At 71.9% G+C, this 20081-nt stretch carries 24 protein-coding genes; 12 read left to right on the top strand and 12 right to left on the bottom strand.

Going from position 1 to position 20081, the window contains the following annotated elements:
• Positions 1-5: 5 nt before the first annotated feature.
• On the bottom strand, positions 6-185 hold the full coding sequence (locus E1262_RS31795; protein WP_132105641.1) for an SDR family NAD(P)-dependent oxidoreductase: 180 nt from the start codon (positions 183-185) through the stop codon (positions 6-8).
• Positions 186-369: 184 nt separating this feature from the next.
• Positions 370-705 (bottom strand): hypothetical protein, encoded by a 336-nt coding sequence (locus E1262_RS22075; RefSeq protein WP_132105638.1) that lies wholly within the window; start codon positions 703-705, stop codon positions 370-372.
• A gap of 173 nt (positions 706-878) precedes the next feature.
• Here E1262_RS22075 and metG point away from each other — a divergent pair, with 173 nt between their 5' ends.
• The 3 genes from metG to E1262_RS22060 are packed head-to-tail and all read left to right on the top strand — an operon-like array spanning position 879 to position 4134.
• Positions 879-2381, top strand: a complete 1503-nt coding sequence (gene metG, locus E1262_RS22070; RefSeq protein WP_132105636.1) for a methionine--tRNA ligase — start codon at positions 879-881, stop codon at positions 2379-2381.
• Positions 2382-2417: 36 nt separating this feature from the next.
• Positions 2418-2645, top strand: coding sequence for a cation:proton antiporter regulatory subunit (locus E1262_RS22065; RefSeq protein WP_132105634.1), 228 nt, complete (start codon positions 2418-2420; stop codon positions 2643-2645).
• A gap of 7 nt (positions 2646-2652) precedes the next feature.
• Positions 2653-4134: a cation:proton antiporter domain-containing protein gene (locus E1262_RS22060; protein ID WP_132105631.1), complete on the top strand. Its 1482-nt coding sequence runs from the start codon at positions 2653-2655 to the stop codon at positions 4132-4134.
• A gap of 1 nt (position 4135) precedes the next feature.
• Here the strand turns inward: E1262_RS22060 and E1262_RS22055 are convergent, their stop codons facing one another.
• Positions 4136-4660: a GNAT family N-acetyltransferase gene (locus E1262_RS22055; protein WP_132105628.1), complete on the bottom strand. Its 525-nt coding sequence runs from the start codon at positions 4658-4660 to the stop codon at positions 4136-4138.
• Positions 4661-4670: 10 nt separating this feature from the next.
• Positions 4671-5312 carry a LysE family transporter gene (locus tag E1262_RS22050; RefSeq protein ID WP_132105623.1) on the bottom strand — a complete coding sequence of 214 codons (642 nt, stop codon included), beginning with the start codon at positions 5310-5312 and terminating at the stop codon, positions 4671-4673.
• Positions 5313-5419: 107 nt separating this feature from the next.
• On the opposite strand from E1262_RS22050, the gene E1262_RS30465 reads away from it, so the two are divergent.
• Genes E1262_RS30465 through E1262_RS22040 form a run of 3 tightly spaced genes read left to right on the top strand, consistent with a single transcriptional unit; the run spans position 5420 to position 6787 of the window.
• Positions 5420-5578, top strand: a complete 159-nt coding sequence (locus E1262_RS30465; protein WP_162606028.1) for a hypothetical protein — start codon at positions 5420-5422, stop codon at positions 5576-5578.
• A gap of 42 nt (positions 5579-5620) precedes the next feature.
• Positions 5621-6247 carry a class I SAM-dependent methyltransferase gene (locus tag E1262_RS22045; protein WP_132105620.1) on the top strand — a complete coding sequence of 209 codons (627 nt, stop codon included), beginning with the start codon at positions 5621-5623 and terminating at the stop codon, positions 6245-6247.
• A gap of 3 nt (positions 6248-6250) precedes the next feature.
• Entirely contained in the window at positions 6251-6787 is a 537-nt protein-coding gene (locus tag E1262_RS22040; protein ID WP_132105617.1) for a TrmH family RNA methyltransferase, read from the top strand.
• Between the two features lie 194 nt (positions 6788-6981).
• Here the strand turns inward: E1262_RS22040 and E1262_RS22035 are convergent, their stop codons facing one another.
• Positions 6982-7308, bottom strand: coding sequence for an AzlD domain-containing protein (locus E1262_RS22035; RefSeq protein WP_132105615.1), 327 nt, complete (start codon positions 7306-7308; stop codon positions 6982-6984).
• Positions 7305-8009: an AzlC family ABC transporter permease gene (locus E1262_RS22030; protein ID WP_132105613.1), complete on the bottom strand. Its 705-nt coding sequence runs from the start codon at positions 8007-8009 to the stop codon at positions 7305-7307. Before E1262_RS22030 ends, E1262_RS22035 begins: the two co-directional genes overlap by 4 nt.
• Positions 8010-8073: 64 nt before the next feature.
• Here E1262_RS22030 and E1262_RS22025 point away from each other — a divergent pair, with 64 nt between their 5' ends.
• The 4 genes from E1262_RS22025 to E1262_RS22010 all read left to right on the top strand — a co-directional run bounded on the left by E1262_RS22025 (position 8074) and on the right by E1262_RS22010 (position 10783).
• Positions 8074-8634: a helix-turn-helix domain-containing protein gene (locus E1262_RS22025; RefSeq protein WP_132105610.1), complete on the top strand. Its 561-nt coding sequence runs from the start codon at positions 8074-8076 to the stop codon at positions 8632-8634.
• A 93-nt stretch (positions 8635-8727) separates the two neighbouring features.
• Positions 8728-9084, top strand: coding sequence for a YciI family protein (locus tag E1262_RS22020; RefSeq protein ID WP_132105608.1), 357 nt, complete (start codon positions 8728-8730; stop codon positions 9082-9084).
• A gap of 47 nt (positions 9085-9131) precedes the next feature.
• Positions 9132-10331 (top strand): RNA polymerase sigma factor, encoded by a 1200-nt coding sequence (locus E1262_RS22015; protein ID WP_132105606.1) that lies wholly within the window; start codon positions 9132-9134, stop codon positions 10329-10331.
• A gap of 41 nt (positions 10332-10372) precedes the next feature.
• Positions 10373-10783 carry a hypothetical protein gene (locus E1262_RS22010; RefSeq protein WP_132105604.1) on the top strand — a complete coding sequence of 137 codons (411 nt, stop codon included), beginning with the start codon at positions 10373-10375 and terminating at the stop codon, positions 10781-10783.
• A 502-nt stretch (positions 10784-11285) separates the two neighbouring features.
• Here E1262_RS22010 and E1262_RS22005 read toward each other — a convergent pair.
• Genes E1262_RS22005 through ku form a run of 3 tightly spaced genes read right to left on the bottom strand, consistent with a single transcriptional unit; the run spans position 11286 to position 13705 of the window.
• On the bottom strand, positions 11286-12080 hold the full coding sequence (locus E1262_RS22005) for a pentapeptide repeat-containing protein (protein WP_132105602.1): 795 nt from the start codon (positions 12078-12080) through the stop codon (positions 11286-11288).
• A gap of 45 nt (positions 12081-12125) precedes the next feature.
• The gene (locus E1262_RS22000) at positions 12126-12776 is read right to left on the bottom strand and encodes a dihydrofolate reductase family protein (protein ID WP_132105600.1); all 651 of its coding nucleotides are present in this window, start codon (positions 12774-12776) and stop codon (positions 12126-12128) included.
• A gap of 35 nt (positions 12777-12811) precedes the next feature.
• Complete coding sequence (ku, locus tag E1262_RS21995) at positions 12812-13705, bottom strand: non-homologous end joining protein Ku (RefSeq protein ID WP_132105598.1); 894 nt, start codon at positions 13703-13705, stop codon at positions 12812-12814.
• 72 nt (positions 13706-13777) lie between these two features.
• Between ku and E1262_RS21990 the strand changes: the two genes are divergently transcribed.
• On the top strand, positions 13778-14383 hold the full coding sequence (locus E1262_RS21990) for a flavodoxin family protein (RefSeq protein WP_132105595.1): 606 nt from the start codon (positions 13778-13780) through the stop codon (positions 14381-14383).
• Positions 14384-14393: 10 nt separating this feature from the next.
• On the opposite strand, the gene E1262_RS21985 is transcribed toward E1262_RS21990, so the two are convergent.
• Together E1262_RS21985 and E1262_RS21980 are read right to left on the bottom strand one after the other, a co-directional pair.
• Positions 14394-15554: an epoxide hydrolase family protein gene (locus E1262_RS21985; RefSeq protein WP_132105592.1), complete on the bottom strand. Its 1161-nt coding sequence runs from the start codon at positions 15552-15554 to the stop codon at positions 14394-14396.
• Between the two features lie 9 nt (positions 15555-15563).
• A complete protein-coding gene (locus E1262_RS21980) occupies positions 15564-16055 on the bottom strand; it encodes a hypothetical protein (protein WP_132105590.1) in 492 nt (163 codons plus the stop codon).
• 255 nt (positions 16056-16310) lie between these two features.
• Here E1262_RS21980 and E1262_RS21975 point away from each other — a divergent pair, with 255 nt between their 5' ends.
• Positions 16311-17987 (top strand): purple acid phosphatase family protein, encoded by a 1677-nt coding sequence (locus tag E1262_RS21975; protein WP_203454188.1) that lies wholly within the window; start codon positions 16311-16313, stop codon positions 17985-17987.
• Positions 17988-18054: 67 nt separating this feature from the next.
• Here the strand turns inward: E1262_RS21975 and E1262_RS21970 are convergent.
• The coding region (locus E1262_RS21970; RefSeq protein WP_132105585.1) for a Xaa-Pro dipeptidyl-peptidase at positions 18055-20081 on the bottom strand (2027 nt) is incomplete at its 5' end.

Genomic DNA, 20081 nt, shown 5'->3' with positions numbered 1-20081 from the left:
GCTTCTCACGGCGGGCCCGCGCGATGCCTGAACGTCACGCCGGCCGGCACCTGCTCGCCGCCGGGATGATGGTGGACGGCGACCTGTGCGCCCTGCGCCGCGAACGCTCGCGCCACCGCCGCGCCGATACCTCCGTCGGCGCCCGTGACGAGCGCGACCTTTCCGCTCAATCCGGTGTCGATCACGCCGGCGAGCCTTCTTGATCCGCTCGGCGCGGCGCAACCGGTTTAATCCGGACATCGCACCCGGATAGTTTCCGCAAAAAAAGACCGTCCGCGTATGCCCGGGAAATCCCAGAGGCATACGCGGACGGGTTCGTGGGGAGCCGCCAAGCGCCCACCGGATGGAGAAGGGCTTACGCGCCAGATGTCAGCCGAGCAGGCCGGTGACGGTACCCAGCAGCTGGTTGACCAGCGCGACGATGCTGTCGAGGATGCCGGAAAGTGCGTCCATGATCGTGACTCCTTCGGTGAAGATCTTCGGTTGGCGAACCGCAGGGCCAAGCTCTTGTCCGGACGGCCCCGTGTTCTTGACTGTGAGTCTAGGCAGAGAAAGTAGTGGCGCAAGGAGAAACGAAGAAATCCTTCTTGCGTGTCGTCCCAATAAACATTCTCGACGCACAGAATGTCGTTCAAAGGCGGACATACGTGTCTTGACACGCCGCATCACCGGCTTGTCACGGCCTGTCGAGGCGTTCCGCAGCAAGTCAGGCGTACCATTGACGGCATGACCCAGTGCACGCAGCCGATGATGCGCCCCGTCCAGGGGCCACTACGCGTGCGCTGACACCGTCACCCACAGCAAGCGTCGCCCCTGCTCAGCGGGGGCTTCGTCATCGTGCGCACTCCCCCGCCGGCGCAGGGCGGAGGGGAGCCACCATGACCACCGGCCACTACTACGTCACCACGTCGATCCCGTACGTCAACGGGGCGCCGCACCTCGGCCACGCGCTCGAGCTGGTCCAGACCGACGTGCTCGCCCGGCACCGGCGCCGCCGCGGGCGGCCGGTCCGGTTCCTCACCGGCACCGACGACAACGCGCTGAAGAACGTCGTCGCCGCGCGGGCCGCAGGCGTGCCCACCCGCGAGTTCGTCGACGCCAACGCCGCCAGGTTCGCCGCGCTGCGCGGGCCGCTGGCGCTGTCGGTGGACGACGTCATCCGGACCAGCGGCGACCCTCGGCACCCGCCGGGCGTCCGGCGGCTCTGGGAGCGGTGCGCCGCGCGCGGCGACTTCTACCGGCGCCGCTACACCGGGCTGTACTGCGCCGGCTGCGAGCAGTTCTACGCGGAGGCCGAGCTGCCCGGCGGCGTGTGCCCGGAGCACGGCGTCGCACCCGAGCAGGTCAGCGAGGAGAACTGGTTCTTCCGGCTGTCGCGGTACCAGGACGAGCTGCTGCGCGTCCTGGAATCCGGCGCCGTCCGGATCGAGCCGGCGGCCAGACGCGCCGAGGTGCTGGCCTTCGTCCGGTCCGGCCTGCGCGACGTCAGCGTGTCCCGGCCGGCCGAGCGGGGCGGCGGCTGGGGCATCCCGGTCCCCGGCGACCCCGGCCAGGTGGTGTACGTCTGGTGGGACGCGCTGGCCAACTACGTGACGGCGCTCGGCTACGGCGGCGACGACAGGGCCTACCGGAACTGGTGGACGGAGTCGGCCGACCGCGTGCACGTCATCGGCAAGGGCATCGTGCGGTTCCACGCGGTGTACTGGCTGGCCCAGCTGCGCTCCGCCGGACTGCCGCTGCCGACGGCGATCCTCGTCCACGACTACCTCACCGCCGGCGGCGCGAAGATCGCCAAGAGCAGCGGCGGCGCCGCCGACCCCGCCGCCCTGGTCGAGCGGTACGGCACCAACGCGTTGCGCTGGTGGTTCGTCCGCGAGGTGCCACGCACCGGCGACACCGACTTCACCGAGGAGCGGCTGGTCGCCCGGCACGACCTCGAGTTGGCGAACGGGCTGGGCAACCTGGTGCAGCGCACGCTGACACTGGTACACCGGCTGGACGACGGCGTCGTCGGCGCGCCCGACCCCGGCGCCGAGCTGGTCGCGGCAGCCGGCGCGCTGCCGGCCGCCGTCGACCGGGCGCTGGACGGGTTCGACCTGCGGGCGGCGACGGCCGCGCTGGTCGCCGTCGTGGACCTCGCGAACCGCACGATCGAGGCGGACCGGCCATGGGAGCGCGACCGCCGCCGCCGGCCCGGGGCCGCGGTCGTCCTGGCCGGTCTGGTGCACGCGTGCCGGGTGGTCGCCGCCGAGCTGGAGCCGTTCCTGCCTGGCGGCGCGGCCCGGCTGCGGGCCCAGCTCGGCGCCGTCGGCGACACGAGGGTGCGCCGGCCGGAACCGGCGTTCGAGCGACTCGCGCAATCACGGGCCGGCCGACCCTAGACTCGGTCACTGTTCGCCGGCGAGAAGGGATACATCATGGGCCAGGGCGTGCACATGCAGGAGCTGCCGGGCATCGGCAAGCGGTATGACATCGACCTCGGCAGCGCGACGCAGCGGATCTCCGTCGTCGTGCGCCACGGCGACATCCGCGACCTCTACGTCTTCACCACCAAGGGCGACGAGCCGACCGCCGTCCTCGAGCTGAGCCGCGAGCAGGCGTTGAAGCTGGGCGCCGTCCTGACCGGCACGTTCTTCGAGGGCTAGGGCGCAGGTGCACGCTGACCTCATCGGCCTGGGCGCCATCGTCCTGCTCGCCGGGCTGGTGGCCCGGCTGGGCCGCCGGTACGGCTTCCCGACGGTGCCCTGTTACATGCTGATCGGCATCGTGTTCGGCCCCGGCACGCCCGGGCCGGTGCTGATCGAGCACCCCGAGGACCTCTCGCTGCTGGCGTCGCTGGGTCTGGTGCTGCTGCTGTTCCACCTGGGCGTGGAGTTCCCGGCCGAGCAGGTGCTGGGCAGCGGGCGGCGGCTGTTCATCGCCGCCGGCGTGTACATCGGACTCAACGTGAGCGCCGGCCTGGCGCTCGGCTTTGCGCTCGGCTGGGGCACGTCCGAGGCGCTGGTCATCGCCGGCGCGCTGGGCATCTCGTCGTCGGCGATCGCGACGAAGTTGCTGATCGAGCTGCGCCGGTTGACCAACGCCGAGACGCCGATCATCCTCGGCATCATCGTCATCGAGGACATGTTCCTCGCGTTCTATCTGGCCCTGCTGGCGCCGGTGCTGAACGACTCCGGCTCGACGCTGGACTTCGTCGTCGACCTGCTGGTCAGCTTCGGGTTCCTGGTGGCGCTCTTCGCGCTCGCGCGGTGGGGCGCCCGGGCGATCGCGCTGGTCCTGGACTCTCGCGAGGACGAGCTGCTGGCGATCCTCATGATCGGGCTGGTCGTGCTGGTGGCGGGCGTGGCCCTCGAGGTCGGCGTGTCCGAGGCGATCGGCGCGCTGATGATCGGGCTGGTGGTGTCGCGCACGGCGCTGAAGGAGCGGGTCGAGCAGCTCGTGCTGCCGCTGCGCGACGTGTTCGCGGCGGTGTTCTTCATCTCGTTCGGGCTGACGATCGATGTCGGCGATCTCGGCGCCGTCGCCCTGCCGGTCGTGATCGCCGTCTGCATGACGCTGCTGACGAACCTCACCGCCGGCGTCTTCACCGCCCGGCTGTTCGGGTTCAACCAGCGGGCAGCGGCGAACATCGGGCTGACGGTGCTGGGCCGCGGCGAGTTCTCGCTGATCCTGGCGACGCTGGCCATCGCCGCCGGCCTGGACGAGCGCATCGGCCCGTTCGTCGCGCTGTACGTGCTGGTGCTCGCGATCGCGGCGCCGCTGCTGGCGTCGCAGTCCAGGCACTTCGCCCGATTCGTGCCCGACCGGATCCTGCGGTCGCGCTGGCAGTACGTCCGCTCCGAGACCATGAGCACGTCCTGCACCCACCAGGACCAGATGAACGTCACCGACACCGACATCGACGTGTGCCAGCAGTGCGTCGACGAGGGCGCCAACTGGGTGCAGCTGCGGCTGTGCATGAAGTGTGGTCTGGTGGCCTGCTGCGACGACTCACCCCGGCGGCACTCCCGGGCGCACTATCAAGCCGAGCACCACCCGATCATCCAGTCGCTGGAGCCGGGCGCGGACTGGCAGTACTGCTACGTCGACGAGATTCTCGTGCGCGAGCCGCTCGGCCGATCGCGCGCCGGCTGACTCACGGCGTGACGTAGATCCACTCGAGGCCGTCGAAGCCGAGCCCGTCGAGGTGCTCGGCCCGGGTCAGCCCGGCCCGGACGGCGACCCGCTGCGAGGCGAGGTTCGTCGGCCGGATCCGGGCGACGACCGCCACGCCCGGCAGGTGCTTCGCGGCCCACTCGACGGCGGCGCGGGCAGCCTCGGCTGCCAGCCCGCGTCCCCACCAGGCCGGGTCGAAGCCGTAGAAGAGGTTCGTCACCTGGTCGTCGTGGAACCACATGTACTTGAGCCCGCAGAACCCGACCGGCCGGTCGGACTCCTGCCGCAGCACCGTCCAGTAGCCGAACCCCGTGGCGCGCCAGTGCTCGTCCCAGCTGTGGTACAGGTTCTCCGCGCCGTCGCGGTCGCGCAGCCGGTTGGACGGGTTGTGCTCACTGGACCGCGGGTCGCGGTAGATGTCGAAGATGATGTCGACGTCCTCGGGCCGCGGCCGCCGCAGCAGCAGCCGGTCGGTCACGAGTGTGGAGTGCCCGGCGTCCCTCACCGGGGCGAGGTTACCCGCCCCCGGTGACGATCATGCGAACGGCCAGCACCACGATGACGGCGCCGGACACGAACGCCGTCGCCAGCCGGCCGCGCGGCCCCGTCACGAACCGGCCGAGCAGCGCTCCCCCGCCGGCCAGCAGCAGTTGCCAGCTGGCCGAGGCGGCGAACGCCGCGACGACGAACGCGACGGCCTCGGCACCGCCGGCCAGCTCGGCGCCGCTGCCGATGACCAGCGCGGCGAAGTAGACGACGGTCATCGGGTTGATCACGGTGATGCCGGCGAACCTGACGAACGCCCCGGCCGGCGTCACCCGGTCGGCGCGGCCGTCGTCCGGGTCCGCCGTGGCCGGGCCGGCACGGTGCCGGCGGTACGCGGCGACCGCCCCGACGGCCGCCATCACCAGCAGCACGGCGGCGGACGCCCAGCGCAACGGGACGGCGTACGGCTCGATCGCGCCGGCCAGCGCCGCCCCGCCGAGCACGGCGGCGATCGCGTAGCCGCCGTCGACGGCCGCGATGCCCAGGGCCGCGCCCGTGCCCACCGTCAGCGAGGTGCGCGCCGTCAGGGCCACCAGATAGGCGCCCACGGCACCGACCGGGATCGCGATGCCGTAGCCGGCCAGCAACCCCGCGACGATCGCCGCGGTCACGGCGTCGGAGCGATCGGCCTCCAGCCCGGGCGCGTCTGCTGCTTCGTCGCCGCCGGACGAGCGGGGACGGGCAGCGCGCGGGGACCGGGTGTCGACATCATGGACGGATGATGGCAAACGACGACCTCGCCCTCAACGGGGTTTCCGGCCGGCCGCTGGAGCTGCTGGCGCGCTGGCTCTCCGACGCCGGCGACGACGGCATCGCCACCAGGGCCCGCTTCGACCTCGCCGGCGGGGAGTGGACGCGCCGCTTCGTCCTCCCGTGACCTACCCTGTGAGCCGTCCCGCCGATCGATGGAGGCCGCGCCTTGCCCGAACCGCCCGAGCACTACTACGCGAGCACGCCCGGCGTGGCCAGCTCGAGGCGGACGATCGAGCTCGACCTGCCGGACCTGCGGCTCACGCTGCTAACGGACACCGGGGTGTTCTCGTTCAAGCAGCTCGACGCCGGCACCCGGGTGCTGCTGGAGAACGCGCCGCGACCGGCGGTCCGCGGCGACCTGCTCGACCTCGGGTGTGGATACGGGCCGATCGCGCTCACGTTGGCGCACCGGCAGCGGCGGCGGCGCGTCTGGGCGGTCGACGTCAACGAGCGGGCGCTGGAGCTGGTGCGCGAGAACGCCGCCGCGGCCGGCCTGAGTGGGGTCCGGGCGGCGCTGCCCGGCGACGTGCCGGCCGACGTGCGGTTCGCGGCGGTGTACTCCAACCCGCCCATCCGGGTCGGCAAGGCGGCCCTGCACGACCTGCTGCTCCAGTGGCTGCCCCGGCTGTTGCCGGGCGGCGCGGCGTACCTGGTCGTGCAGCGCAACCTGGGCTCTGACTCGCTGGCCCGGTGGCTGTCGGAGACCGGCTTCCCGACCCGGCGGCTGCTGTCCCGGCACGGCTACCGGGTGCTCGAGGTCAAGCCACGTTCGTCCACCACGACAACGGAGTAGCACGTGCGACAGCTCGGCGGAACGGAACTGAAGCGACTGCACCGGTCGTGGCGCCGGAAGGACTCCTTCCGGCTCGCGCTGCTGCTCGAGGACGTGCAGTCGCCGTTCAACGTGGGGTCGATCATGCGGACGGCGGCCGCGCTCAGCGTCAGCGAGCTGTACGTCGTCGGCCGCACCGCCGCCCCGAACTCCCCCAAGGCGCAGAAGACCGCGCTGGGCACCGGCCGCTACCTGACGTGGAGCACCCACGAGGACATCGCGGCGGCGGTCGGCGTGGTGCGCGCCGACGGCTACCTGGTCGTCGGCCTGGAGCTGGCCGACGAGGCCGAGCCGCTGGCCTCGCTGAACCTGCGCCGGGACGTCTGCATCGTGCTGGGCAACGAGGACCGCGGGCTGTCCTCGACGTGCCTGAACCTCTGCGACGCGGTCGGCTACGTGCCGCAGACGGGCCGGGTCGGCTCACTCAACGTCGCCGCCGCGGCCGCCGTCGCCTGCTATGAGGTGCGCCGGCAGGGCTGGGCCGACGCTCCCGCCGAGTAACTGGGCAGCGTCGGATCCCATGTCGATCTTGGAGTTGTTCGGCAATTGCGAGGTGAAATGTCCGATAGATGGCCGAACAAGTCCAAGATCAACACTGGGTGGGCGGCGTGGCGTCGCCCGGGCCCGGGATGCATCAACGGCATGGGCGCGCAGACCAGCCGACCTCGACGACCCACATCCACCCCGGCCTACGGTCAGGGGACGCCGAGCAGCCGCAGGACGGCGGCCGTCCCGGCGGCGGCCAGGACCACCACGACGAACGGCGCGCGCCGCCAGGCCAGCACCGCACCGACCACGACGCCGGCCGGCCGGGCGATGCTGTCGAATTCGCGGCCGTCCAGCATCGTGGCGGTCGCGACCAGCGCGGCCAGCAGGACGATCGTCGACACGCCCAGCAGCTGCTCCGCCCGCGGCGGCAGCGTCATCCGCTCGCGCAGCGCCGGACCGGCGTAGCGGAACGCGAACGTCCCGACGCCCAGCACCAGAACGGCCGCGACCAGCGTTGTCGTCGACACCGTCATGCAGCCACCTCCTCGGGGCGCGACGCGGACCGGGCCCGGGCAAGCGCGACCACGACCCCGGCCAGCGCCAGCAGCACCGGCAGCCCGGCTTGCAGGAAGGGCGCCGTCGCCAGCGCGATCGCCGCGCCCACGGCCGCCGCCAGCGCCGTCGTCCGGTCTCGCAGCGCTGGCAGTACCAGCGCCAGCAGCACCGCCGGGAAGGCGGCGTCCAGCCCGAGTGCGGCCGGGTCGCTCACCGCCGTCCCGAGGAACGCGCCGGCCAGCACGCCGAGGTTCCAGCAGACGAACACCGCCACCCCGCAGCCCCAGTAGGCCGCCCGTCGGCGCTCCCCGTCCGGCTGGGCCAGCGCGAACGCGACCGACTCGTCGACCATGACATGACTGCCGGCGGCCCGCTGCCAGCCGCGGCCGACGACGTCGCCGACGGTGAAGCCGAACACCACGTGCCGCAGGTTCACCAGCAGCCCGGCCAGCACCGCGGCCACCGGGTTGCCGCCCGACGCGACCAGCCCGACGAACATGAACTGCGCCGCCCCCGCGAACACCACGACCGACAGCAGCATCGGCAGCCACACCGGCAGCCCTTCGCCCACGGTGATGGCCCCGAACGACAGCCCCACCACCCCGTCGGCGACACACACGAGCGCGATGTCCCGCGCCAACGCCCGGTCGGCGCGTAGTGTTCGGTAGATCGAACGCATGACCAGTAGACTGAACGATTAACGTCCGTTCGTCAAGACGAACGATCGATCGATGGAGCGAACGATGAGCCAGTCCCCGAGCGCCCCGCTCGCCGTCATCGCCGCGTCCCTGCAGCGGGAGCGGCGCCGCACCGGCCTGTCGCTGGCCGAGGTGGCCCGCCGGGCCGGCATCGCGAAGTCGACGTTGTCGCAGCTGGAGTCAGGCGCCGGCAACCCGAGCGTCGAGACGCTGTGGGCGCTGAGCGTCGCGCTGGACGTGCCGTTCGCCCATCTCGTCGAGCCGCCGCGGCCGCGAGTCCAGGTGATCCGCAAGGGCGAGGGGCCGGCCGTCGCGTCGGAGCGGTCGGACTACGTCGCCACCGTCCTGTCGGCCAGCCCGCCGAACGCCCGCCGCGACATCTACCTCGTCAGCGCGCAGCCCGGCGAGCCGCGCGCGTCCGACCCGCACATGCCGGGCGTCGTCGAGCATGTGGTCCTGAGCGCCGGCCGGGCGCTGGTCGGGCTCACCGACGACCCGGTGGAGCTGGCACCCGGCGACTACGTCTCCTACCCCGGCGACCTGCCGCACGTGTTCCGCGCGCTGGAGCCGGACACGGTCGCCGTCCTGCTCTCCGAACACCATTGAGAAATTTCTTGGCCGGGGTTGTCGATTCACCTGCCGGCCGCGTGTCGAGGGTATGAAGACCGACAGTCACACCGACACCATCGAGGAGACCTCATGGCCCAGTACGCGATCCTCATCTTCGAGCGCGAGGCGGAGGGCGGCCAGGCGCCGGACCTGCCGCCGGAGATCATGGCGGCGCACGAGGCGCTGCCCGGCCGCATCGCCGAGAAGGGCGGCCGCGAACTCGGCGGCATCGCGCTGGAGCCCAGCGCGACCGCGACGTCGATCCGCGGCGACCTCGTCACCGACGGCCCGTTCATCGAGACCAAGGAGGCGCTGGCCGGCGTCTTCGTCATCGAGGCGCGCGACCTCGACCACGCGATCGAGCTGGCCCGCATGACGCCGATCGTCAGCGGCGGCGTCGAGGTGCGGCCGCTGCTCGGGCTCGACTTCTCCGGGCTGACGTCCTGACCGTCGAGACCGCCGTCGCCGACGCGCACCGCCGCGAGTGGGCCTTCGTGCTCGCCGCGACGGTGCGCGTCACGCGCGACCTCGACGCCGCCGAGGAGGCCGTTCAGGACGCCTACGTCCAGGCGCTGACCCGGTGGGCCCGCGACGGCGTCCCCGCCAAGCCGGCCGCCTGGCTGACGACCGTCGCCCGACGGACCGCGCTGAACAACCTGCGCCGCCAGCGCACCCTGCAGGCCAAGCTCCCGCTGCTGGTCATGGACGTCGACGACGGCGGCCGCGACAGCGTCGCGGCCGCCGTGCTGGACGACGCCGCGCCGATTCCCGACGACCGGCTGCGGCTGGTGTTCACCTGCTGCCACCCGGCGCTGTCGCGGGAGGCGCAGGTCGCGCTGACGCTCCGGCTGGTCTGCGGCGTCAGCACCCCGGACATCGCGCACGCGTTCCTCGTCACCGAGCCGACGATGGCCGCCCGGATCACCCGGGCCAAGAAGAAGATCGCATCCGCGCGCATCCCGTACGCCGTCCCCGCCGCGGCCGACCTGCCGGCCCGCGTCGACGCCGTCCTGACGGTCATCCACCTGCTGTACGCGACCGGGCACACCGCGCACTCCGGCGAGAACCTGGTCCGCGACGAGCTCACCGGCCGCGCCCTCGACCTCGCCCGCATGCTCCGGCCGCTGCTGCCGTCGGAGCCGGAGACCGCCGGCCTGCTGGCGCTGCTGCTGGTCCACCAGGCACGCCGGGCCACCCGCACTGACGCCGACGGGCGGCTGCTGCGGCTGGAGGAGCAGGACCGGTCGGCGTGGGATCGCGCCCTGATCGCCGAGGCGGATCGGCTGGTGGTGGGCGCGCTGCGGGCCGGGCCGCCCGGACGGTTCACGCTGCAGGCCGCGATCGCCGCCCTGCATGCCGAGGCGCCCAGCTATGCCGAGACCGACTGGCCGCAGATCCTGACGTTGTACGACGAGCTGCTCCGCCGCTGGCACTCCCCCGTCGTCGCGTTGAATCGCGCCGTGGCCGTCTCGATGGTCGACGGCCCGGCCGCGGCGCTCGCCGAGGTGGAAGCCCTCGAGCGGGACGGCCGGCTGGCCGGCTACCGCTACCTGCCCGCGACGAAGGCCGACCTGCTGTCGCGGCTCGGCCGGCACGCCGAGGCCGCCGCGGCCTACCGGGCGGCGCTCGCCCTTAGCGACAACGCCGCCGAACAGGAGTTCCTGCAGGACCGGCTGAGCCGTACGCCGCGGTGATCCGTGCGGAACCGTGCGCCGGCGCACCCCGGCCTACCTGCATGAACCGGGTCACGGTCGCCGTTGTCGCGGCCAGCGCCGCGGTGGCGGCGTGCGGCGACACCACCGGCGCCGTCGACGGGCCGGTGCTGACGTCCGGCAGCGCGGCCTACGGCGGGTACGACGCCCAGGTGTTCGGCGAGGTCGTGCTCGACGGCGACTGCATGCTGCTGGACGGCCGTCTCCCGGTCGTCTGGCCCGGCGGGACCACCTGGCAGGCCGACCCGGGCACCGTCGCCCTCCCCGGCGGCACCCGGGTCGAGCCGGGCAGAGCGGTCAACGGCAGCGGCGGCTACGTCGGGCGCGACCAGGTCGAGTCGAGGGCCGGGCAGAGGTCGCCGACGCGGCCGCGGGCTGTGCCGGCCCGGACGGCGAGATCGCCGTGTGCCACCACCAGCCGCGCCATCTCCTGAGATGACAGGCTCAAAATGAGGCTCTTCTGCCCGATCCGTGGGTCGGTCGCGTTCGGCTCGCCGGGGATGCCGCGTCGGCCGGGGGTTGCCACGTCCACCGTCCCCCTGCTGCCCATTGTCTTAGCCGCGCAACCGCGCCTCAAGCGGACTGTTGGGCGCTTCGCGCGGCGAGGACCGCTTGACCCGCGGCTGCGCGGTCTAAGAACGGGCAGCTATCAGGGGGACGGGGCGAGTCTGGGCACACCTCGACCCCGCGCAGCCGTGGTTCGGTGTGGCGCTGGTGTCTGTGGACAGCGATGATCATCCACGATCGCGTACACCACCAGGATTACCCGAGCCTCACCACGATTGCAGGCGTGTTGAGGCTCGAGAAAACCTCATGATGCCCTCCGGATCAGTGGGAAATCTCACCACGTGGACACCCGGCCAAGAGAATGGGCGGCAGGGGGAGGCCAACGCCGCACCCCCGGCCGATGACCCACGGATGCGTCAGAAGAGCCCGTCAGGCGAGCCAGTGCGGCGGACGGTCCAGGCCGGCGGGCAGCCGGGTCGCGGCGTCGCCGGCCGCGGCGTTGACCTGCGGCTGGGTGAGGAACAGGGCGGCCGAGAGGTCGGCGCCGCGAATGTCGGCCGCGCGGAAGTCCGCGCCGATGACGTCGGCGCGGTCGAGGGTCGCGTCCCGCAGGTCGGCGCCGATGAGGTAGGCGCTACGAAGGTCCGCACCGGTGAGGTCGGCGCCGCGCAGCTTCTTCCCGATGAGGTCCGCGCCGCGCAGGTCGCGGCCCGGCGTGCCCGCGCGCGCCAGCCGGGACGCCTCGCGTAGCAGCACGTCCGCGTCGGCCCGCAGCGCGCCGACATCGACGCCGGCCAGCTCGGCCGGCGGCGCCGAGGTGAGCCGCGACACCGCGTCGACCTGCTCGTCCAGGGCCGGGCGCAGCGCCGCCGCGGCCGCGATCCGCCGCGCCGCCTCGAGGTGCCAGAGCAGCTCGTGCACCGGCCGCAGGACGGCGAACGCGGCGAGCATCTCCTCGCGCAGCTCTGGCGACGACCGCCACGTCGCGCCGCCGAACGTCACCTGCACGACCCGCTGGCCGGCGCCGAAGCAGTCGTACACCGTGCAGCCCGGGAACCCGCGCGAGCGCAGCGAGGCATGGATGCCGCAGCGGAAGTCGTCGCGCAGGTTCGGGCACGGCTCCCCCGCCGGCTTGTCGATGGCGAAGTCGGCGGAGCGGGTCAGCGCCGGCCCCACGCAGCACAGCGCCGCGCAGCGATCGCAGTCGGCGCGCAGTTCGAGCACGTCCGAAGCATACGTGCGCGGCTGCGCGCCGCCCTCGCCTCCACGTCAGGCCGGCTCGAACCGCGCGTGCACGGCGTTCTCGCCGGCCGTGAAGCCCGTGCACCGGTAGCCGGGCACGCCGACGCCTTCGTCGAACAGCCGCTCACCGCCGCCGAGCAGGATCGGCGAGATCGCGATCTCCATCTCGTCGATCAGCCCGGCCCGCAGGTACTGCCGGATGGTCGCGGCACCACCCGCGACGAGGGCGTCCTTGCCGTCGGCGGCCGCGAGGGCCTGCTCGCGGGCCGACTCGATGCCGTCGGTGACGAAGTGGAAGGTCGTGCCGCCCGCCATCTCGACGGACGGGCGCGCGTGGTGGGTCAGCACGAACACGGGGTGGTGGTAAGGCGGGTTCGGCCCCCACCAGCCGGTCCAGTTCTCGTCCGGCCAGTCGCCGCGGACCGGGCCGAACATGTTGCGGCCCATGATCGTGGCGCCGATGTTGCGCCAGTTGCGCTGGACGTACTCGTCGTCGACGCCGGCGGGCGCGGCCGCGATGGGATCGTCGGCGTTGAACGTCGGGGTGACGACGGCCCAGTCGTGCAGGCTCTCGCCGCCGATGCCGAGCGGGTTCTCGATGCTCTGGTCGGGCCCGGCGCCGTAGCCGTCGACGGACACGGAGAACATGTGGACGCGGAGCTTCTGTGTGGTGGTCATGTCCGTAGGTCGGAGTCGGGGACGGGACTTCTACATCATGCCGCCGACTTCTTCTTTGTGGACGTCTTCTTCGCCGCCGTCTTCTTCGCCGGCGCCTTCTTCTTCGCAGCGGTCTTCTTGGCCGGCGCCTTCTTCTTCGCCCCGCCGGAGCGCCCCTTCTTCGCCGCCGCGACGCTCTCCTGCAGCGCGGTGAGCAGGTCGGTCGCACCGGTGGCGGCCGGCTCGGTCTCGGCGACGACCTCCCGGCCCTCGTGCTTGGCCTCGACCAGCTCCTCGACCCGCTCGGTGTAGGTGTCGTGGTACTGCTCCGGCTTCCACGGCTCGGTCATCGCTTCGACGAGGTCGACGGCCATGTCGAGCTGCTTGTTCTTCGACGCCGCCTTGGGCAGGTCGCCGAGCTCCGTCACCGGGTCGCGGATCTCGTCGGCGAAGTACATCGTCTCGAGCACCAGGACCGGGCCGGAGGCGCGGACGCAGGCCAGGTACTCCTTGCTGCGCATGACGAACTTCGCGATGGCCGCGCGGTCGGTCTTCTCCAGCGCGGTGCGCAGCAGCGCGTACGAGGAGGCGGTGTCGTCGTCGCTGGGGCCCAGGTAGTAGCTCTTCTGGAAGTGGATCGGGTCGATCTCGGCCAGCTCGACGAACTGCTCGATCTCCAGTGCCCGCGACCGGCCCGGCGCGATCTCGGCCAGCTCCTCGCGTTCGACGATGACGTACTCGCCGCCGCCGACCTCGTGACCCTTGACGATGTCGTCGTAGTCGACCTCGTCGCCGGTGCGCTCGTTGACCCGCTTGTAGCGGATCCGGTCGGACGTCCCGCGTTCGAACTGGTGGAAGTCCACCTCGTGCTCCTGCGTCGCGGAGTACAGCCGGACCGGGATCGACACCAGCCCGAAGCTCAGGAACCCACTCCAGATCGACCGTGCCATGCCGGCCCCATACCCGCCCAGGCCACGGGGCATGCGCGCATGCCATGCATGGCGACCGGGTAGCGACCAGGCATGAGAGCCGTCCTCCTCAACTGCACGCTCAAGCCGTCGCCGCAGCCGTCCAACACGGGGGCACTGGCCGACGTCGTCGCCGGGTCCTTGCGTGACGACGGCGTCGAGGTCACCGCGTTCCGGCTGGCCGACCTGAAGATCCCGCCCGGCGTCCAGACCGACATGGGCGACGGCGACGACTGGCCACGGGTGCACGAGGCGATCCTGGCTGCCGAGATCCTCGTCGTCGCCAGCCCCACCTGGGTGGGCCGGCCGTCGTCGCTGGCACAGCGGGCGCTGGAACGGATGGACGCGATGATCTCCGAGACCGGCGACGACGGCCGGCCGGTCGCGTTCGACAAGGTCGCCGGCGTGGTCGTCACCGGCAACGAGGACGGCGCGCACCACGTCATCTCCGAGCTGTGCGGCGGGATGGTCGACATCGGGTTCACCATCCCGGCGCAGGCGTGGACGTACTGGCACCTCGGCCCCGGCCCCGGGCCGGACTACCTGGACGAGACCAAGGGCCACGACTGGGCGCACTCGACCGGCCGGACGATGGCGGCCAACCTGGTCGCGACGGCGCGGGCGCTGGCCGCGGCGCCGCTGCCCACACCGGCGAGCTGACGCCGTCCGCTCATCGCCGATACGGCCGGAAGAACTCCCGCAGCTCCTGCGCGTAGCGCTCCGGCTCCTCGAACGGCGCGAAGTGACCGCCGCTCTCGGGCTCGGTCACCCGCACGACGTTGGCCGTGCGCTCGAGCCAGACCCGCGGTGGGCGTACGAGGTCGCCGCGGAACAGCGCGAACCCCGACGGCACCTCGACCCGCCGCGCCAGCTGCGCCGGCGGGATGGCCGCGTTCGCCTGGTACATGCGCATCGACGAGCCGATGGTCCCCGTCAGCCAGTAGATGGTGAGGTTGGTGAGGATCTCGTCCTTGCTGAACCGCCGCTCCACGTCGCCGTCGCAGTCGCTCCAGGACCGCAGCTTCTCGACGATCCAGGCGGCCAGCCCGGCCGGCGAGTCGGTCAACCCGGCGGCCGCGGTCTGCGGCTTCGTCCGATGAATCGCCGCGTATGCACCCTCCGTCGCACCCCAGGCGGCGGCACCCTGGATGAACTCGCGCTCCTCAGGTGTCAGCTCGGCCGGATCACCCCCGAACACCGGCACCCCGGCGTCCATGCGGTGCACGGCGACGACGCGATCGGGATGGTCGAGCGCGAGGTAGCGGCTCACGTGGCTGCCGAGATCGCCACCGGCCGCGCCGAACCGCTCGTAGCCGTGCCCGCTCATCAGCCGCGCCCACAGTCCGGCGACGGCGACGGAGTCGAGCGGCCGGCCGGGCCGGTCGGAGTACCCGTAACCCGGGAGGTCGGGCACCACCACGTCGAACGCGTCGGCGGGGTCGCCGCCGTGCGCGCCCGGGTCGGTGAGCAGCGTGATCACCTTGGTGTAGCGCCAGAAGGAGTCGGGCCAGCCGTGCGTGAGCACCAGCGGCAGCACCGGACCGGACGGCGCGACGGCGCGCGCATGCACGTAGTGGATGCCGAGACCGCCGACGGTCGTGCGGAACCGGGGCAGCCGGTTCAGCGCCGCCTCCTGCGCCGGCCAGTCGAAGCCGTCGGCCCAGTACGCGACCAGCTCGCGCAGGTAGCCGACGTCGGTGCCGAGTGACCAGCCGGCGTCCTCGGGCGCGTCGGGCCAGCGGGTGGCCCGCAGCCGGGCGCGCAGGTCGTCGAGTTCCGCGGCGGTGGCGCGCGGGGCGAACGGCTCGGGGCGGGGCTGGTCGTCGGTCATGCGATCACCCTAGGAGCCCACGCCGTCGGCGCGGGGCAGAACCGAGTCCTCCAGCCGGCCGTCGGGGTCGTACACCGCGCACATGATCGCGCGATCTCCGTCGGCCCAGGTCTCGGCGGTCGGCAGGATCGGGTAGTAGTCCAGGCCGGACTCGTCCTTGCTGGTCCACTGCTGCTCGAAGCCCTTGCCACACTCGGCCCAGCCCAGCTCGGCCACGGCGTCGCGGTCCCACGGGCCGTCCGGCGCGTGCACGAACAGGTACGACTGGTTGTCGGCGCCGTCCGGGCACGGCGTATAGACGACCACATCCTCCCCGGCGAACTCGGAGTACTCGGGGTCGGAGAAGCATTCCGTCAGCTCGATGTCCAGCAGCCCGGTGACGCCGGCGTCGATGAACGCGTCGTCCTTGTGGGCCGGACCGCCGCACGCGGCCACCCCAAGCACCCCGGGCACCAGGAGCGCGACGCGGACCAGGCGACGGACGGCGGACGGGTCGGGCACGGCCGGATCGTAGGCACCCCCGGATGAACGCCGCCTGACGTCCGGATGCCCGCCCGGCCGACCGGACGTGGCCATTGGCCGTCGCGCGCTGCGACCTGGTCGCAACAAGAGAATCGTTTTCAGGTGTTCATCGCCGGGACAACCAGCCGTGACCTGCCGGTTCTCACCCTTTCCGCCGGGTCTGGGATGAATCGGTCAGACTGCCGCGCGCTCTGCCGGCAGCGTCCAGAAGAGTGTCCTGGGAGGAGACTCAACGTGAGTGATGTGAGGAAGCGCGGGCCGTTCGGCTCACGGCGTGCCGCCGGTGCCGCCGTCGGCGCCGTGCTGCTCGGTGGCGGCCTGATCGCCGTCCCCGCGGCCGTCGGTGCCGACAGCGGGCCCCCGGTCAAGGTTCCCGATGCCGAGGTCTATGAGCCGTCAGCGCTGCCTGACCGCATCATCCTGGTCCCGACGGCGACCCCGGCCACCTCGCAGAAGGTGACCTGGCGCTCCGAGGTCGGCGGCGAGTACGCGCAAGCCCAGCTCCTGGAGGCCCCGATCGCCCTCGGCGACGTGCGTCCCGCGGAAGGCGCCGTGCGGACCGTGATGGCCGGCTCGACCAACCCGGTCACCACCAGCCTGGGTTACGCCTCGGTGTACCACCAGGTCGAGTTCACCGGCCTGCAGCCGAACACCCGCTACACCTACCGCGTCGGCGACGGCGTCAACTGGAGCGAGTGGATCGATTTCACCACGGCCTCCGCCGGGTTCGAGCCGTTCTCGTTCATCTACTACGGTGACATGCAGAACTACATCGACTCGGCCGGCCCGCGGGTGTTCCGACAGGCCTTCGCCGACCGCCCGGAGGCGAAGGTCATCGTCAACGCCGGTGACCTGATCAACTCGGCCAACAGCGAGCTCGAGTGGGGCCAGTGGCACGCCGCCGACGGCTTCATCAACAGCCAGATCAACAACATCTCGATCACCGGCAACCACGAGTACAGCGGTGGCCGGCTGTCGACATTCTGGCAGCCGACTTTCCCGTACCCGACGAACGGCCCGGACTTCGGCGACGCGGCCACGAACGCCGCCATGCGCAACACCGTCTACTCGGTGGACTACCAGGGCGTCCGCTTCATCGGCCTGAACAGCAACGTGCAGAGCCTCGCCCCGATCATGGCCGCGCAGACCGCGTGGCTGGAGCAGCAGCTGGCGAACAACCCGAACAAGTGGACCGTGGTCACATTCCACCACCCGGTGTACTCGGTCGCGTCGGGCCGGAACAACCCGACCGTGCGTGCGCAGTGGGGACCGCTGTTCGAGAAGTACGGCGTGGATCTGGTCCTGCAGGGCCACGACCACACCTACGGACGTGGCAGCACCACCGCCTCGCGCAGGTCGGCCACCGTCCACGACAGCACCGTCTACGCGACGTCGGTCTCGGGCGGCAAGATGTACGACGCCGTCGCCTCGAACTGGGTCGACAACGGCGCCGACCAGATGTCCGTCGGCCAGGACATGCAGCTCTACCAGATGATCGACGTCACCGAGGACAGCATCACCTACGAGGCGCGCTACGCCAACGGTGAGCACCACGACGGCGTCGTCATCCGCAAGAACGACGCGGGCGAGCGCACCGTCCAGGAGATCCGCACGCCGGAGAACACCGTCGGCGAGCAGGTTGCGGTCGACACCACCACGGTCGGCTTCCGCGGCACGGTCAACGTCTCGGCCTGGGGCTACGACCCGGGCGAGACGGTGAACGTCTACGTCCGCAACGTCGAGCGCGGTCAGGACGTGCTGGTCGGTGAGGCCACGGCCGACGAGCTCGGCCGCGTCCTCGAACTGCCGGTGACCTTCCCGTCGTCGGCGAAGAAGCTGAGCACGCAGATGGTGTACCTGGAGAGCGTGAACCAGCAGATCACCAGCCCGGAGATCACTGTCAACCGCTGATCCTCCGGTCGACGCACGCGACGGCGGGCCGTCCCGATACCGGGGCGGCCCGCCGTCGCCGAGTCGGTCAGACGTCCGCCTGCGCGGCCGCGCGGATGAGCGCGCCGCGCTGCCGCTCGGTGATCAGGCCGGCGTCGGCGAGCCGGTCGGCCAGGTCAGTCGTGTGCCGGACGAACGCGCCGAGGTTCGGCCAGCCCTCCTCGTCGAGGACGTGGTCGTTGACGGTGCACGTGCCGGCCAGGCCGGCGTTCGGGACGCCGGTGTCGACGCCGTCGATGACGACCGTGGTGCGAGTGTCCTCGGCGCCGCAGATCGGCAGCGCCAGCGGACCGCCGACGACCGGCAGCTCGACCGTCGTGCCGGCGAGGTCGACGGAGAGCTCGGTGCCCGGCTCCGGGCGCAGCGTGAACTCGCGGTCGGTCGACCAGATCATCAGCCCGATCCGGGAGCCGGCCGGGATCACCTGGTCGTCCGGCTGCAGCGGGACGGTGACGTCGACGAACTCGCCCGGCGTCACCGGGTGCTCCCGCGAGATGGACCTCCGGTTGAGCGGGTCGGCCCAGCCGCGGGTGATGACGCTGGTGGTCGGCCGCTGCGTCGTCGACGTGCAGCCGGAGTCACCCGTCCACGGCAGCTTGACCAGGGCGACGGACAGGTTGGCCCGCGCCTTCGACGCCGCCAGCCGCACCGTCACCTCCGTCGTCCCGGACAGGTGCACGTTCTCCGTCAGCGTCGGCGTGGTGTAGAGCAGGCGGTTCGCCGACGGCGTCGTCGCCAGCACCCCCGCGTTGCAGGCGTTGGCGCCGGCGTCGACCAACGTCTCGGTGGCGTCGTCGGCCAGCGCCAGGGACGTCAGGCCGCCCTCCGTCGCGCCGCCGGCCTGCAGGTTCAGCGTCGCCGTCGCCGCCGCCGGGTTCGGGTAGTCGGTGTACGAGGTCAGCGTGCTGCCGCCGAGCTCGTTGCGGACGACGAACGCCGTGTCGGTGTCGTCTTCGATGCCGTTGTCCTGGCCGTAGAGGTACTGCGAGAACCAGCGGTTCATCATGTCCGTCGGCGGGTTGCCGCCGTGCCCGCCCTGGTGGAAGTACTCGTGGACGGTGACGCCCTTGGCCTCGAGCGCCGAGGAGATGCGGACGCTGTGCTCGGGCACGACGTTCCAGTCGTTGAACGCGTGCGCCATCAGCACCGCCGCGTGCACGTCGTCGAGCTGGTTCAGGTAGTCGCGGCCGGCCCAGAAGTCGTTGTAGTCGCCGGTGACGCGGTCGTGTTCGGCCTGCATGAGGTCGCGGACGGTGTCGCGGCAGTACTGCCGCTTCTCCAAGTCGCCGCTGTTGATGTAGTCGAACAGGTAGTCGATGTCCTCACCGACCCAGCCGCCGGGGCTGCGCACCAGGCCGTTGGACCGGTAGTAGTGGTAGTACGACGTGTTCGGCGCGACCGGGATGATCACCTCGAGGCCCTCGACGCCGGTTGTCGCGGCGGCCAGCGGCAGGGTGCCGTTGTACGACGTGCCGGTCATGCCGACGCTGCCGGTCGACCAGTACGCCGTCACCTCCGCGCCGCCGTCGGCGCTGGTGTAGCCCTTGGCCCGGCCGTTCAGCCAGTCGACGACGGCCTTCGGCGCCAGCGACTCGTTCGGCCCGCCCACCGTCGGGCAGCCCTCGGACAGGCCGCTGCCGGGCGACTCGGAGTGGACGACGGCGAACCCGCGCGGCACCCAGGTGTTGATCAGGCTGTTCGAGATGACCGGGCTGGTGCCGCCCGGGGCGCGCGGCGCGTCGGGCAGGTCGTCCGGCGAGAGCCGCAGCGGCGGCTGCACGCCCAGCTCGACGTTGCCGTTCCAGAAGAACTTCCGGTCGGTGCTCGCCGTGCCGGAGTAGTACGGGCTGGACTCGTAGATCACCGGCACGTCCAGGCCGGCGCTGTCGGTCTCGACCGGCCGCGTGACGTCGACGTGCATGCGGTCCGGCTCGCCGTCGCCGTCGGTGTCGAACTCCGTCTCGACCCAGAGCTCGTGCCGGACGAACGGCCCGGTGAAGACCGGCTGCGCCAGCCCGTCGACGAACGTCGGCTCGGCGGGCAGCGGGGCTGGGG

Source organism: Jiangella aurantiaca (assembly GCF_004349105.1).
In the GTDB taxonomy this organism is placed as follows: Bacteria; Actinomycetota; Actinomycetes; order Jiangellales; family Jiangellaceae; genus Jiangella; species Jiangella aurantiaca.
Note: the sequence above shows the minus strand (reverse complement) of the source record. Positions and strands in the feature narration are given on the sequence as shown.

Excerpts from the sequence above, each read along its gene's own strand:
- E1262_RS22000 (WP_132105600.1), bottom strand. The coding sequence starts at position 12,776 with ATGACCACCACACAGAAGCTCCGCGTCCACATGTTCTCCGTGTCCGTC.
- E1262_RS22020 (WP_132105608.1), top strand. The coding sequence starts at position 8,728 with ATGGCCCAGTACGCGATCCTCATCTTCGAGCGCGAGGCGGAGGGCGGC.
- E1262_RS22065 (WP_132105634.1), top strand. The coding sequence starts at position 2,418 with ATGGGCCAGGGCGTGCACATGCAGGAGCTGCCGGGCATCGGCAAGCGG.
- ku (WP_132105598.1), bottom strand. The coding sequence starts at position 13,705 with ATGGCACGGTCGATCTGGAGTGGGTTCCTGAGCTTCGGGCTGGTGTCG.
- E1262_RS30465 (WP_162606028.1), top strand. The coding sequence starts at position 5,420 with ATGATGGCAAACGACGACCTCGCCCTCAACGGGGTTTCCGGCCGGCCG.
- E1262_RS22025 (WP_132105610.1), top strand. The coding sequence starts at position 8,074 with ATGAGCCAGTCCCCGAGCGCCCCGCTCGCCGTCATCGCCGCGTCCCTG.
- E1262_RS22030 (WP_132105613.1), bottom strand. The coding sequence starts at position 8,009 with ATGCGTTCGATCTACCGAACACTACGCGCCGACCGGGCGTTGGCGCGG.
- E1262_RS22010 (WP_132105604.1), top strand. The coding sequence starts at position 10,373 with ATGAACCGGGTCACGGTCGCCGTTGTCGCGGCCAGCGCCGCGGTGGCG.
- E1262_RS22035 (WP_132105615.1), bottom strand. The coding sequence starts at position 7,308 with ATGACGGTGTCGACGACAACGCTGGTCGCGGCCGTTCTGGTGCTGGGC.
- metG (WP_132105636.1), top strand. The coding sequence starts at position 879 with ATGACCACCGGCCACTACTACGTCACCACGTCGATCCCGTACGTCAAC.
- E1262_RS21990 (WP_132105595.1), top strand. The coding sequence starts at position 13,778 with ATGAGAGCCGTCCTCCTCAACTGCACGCTCAAGCCGTCGCCGCAGCCG.
- E1262_RS21985 (WP_132105592.1), bottom strand. The coding sequence starts at position 15,554 with ATGACCGACGACCAGCCCCGCCCCGAGCCGTTCGCCCCGCGCGCCACC.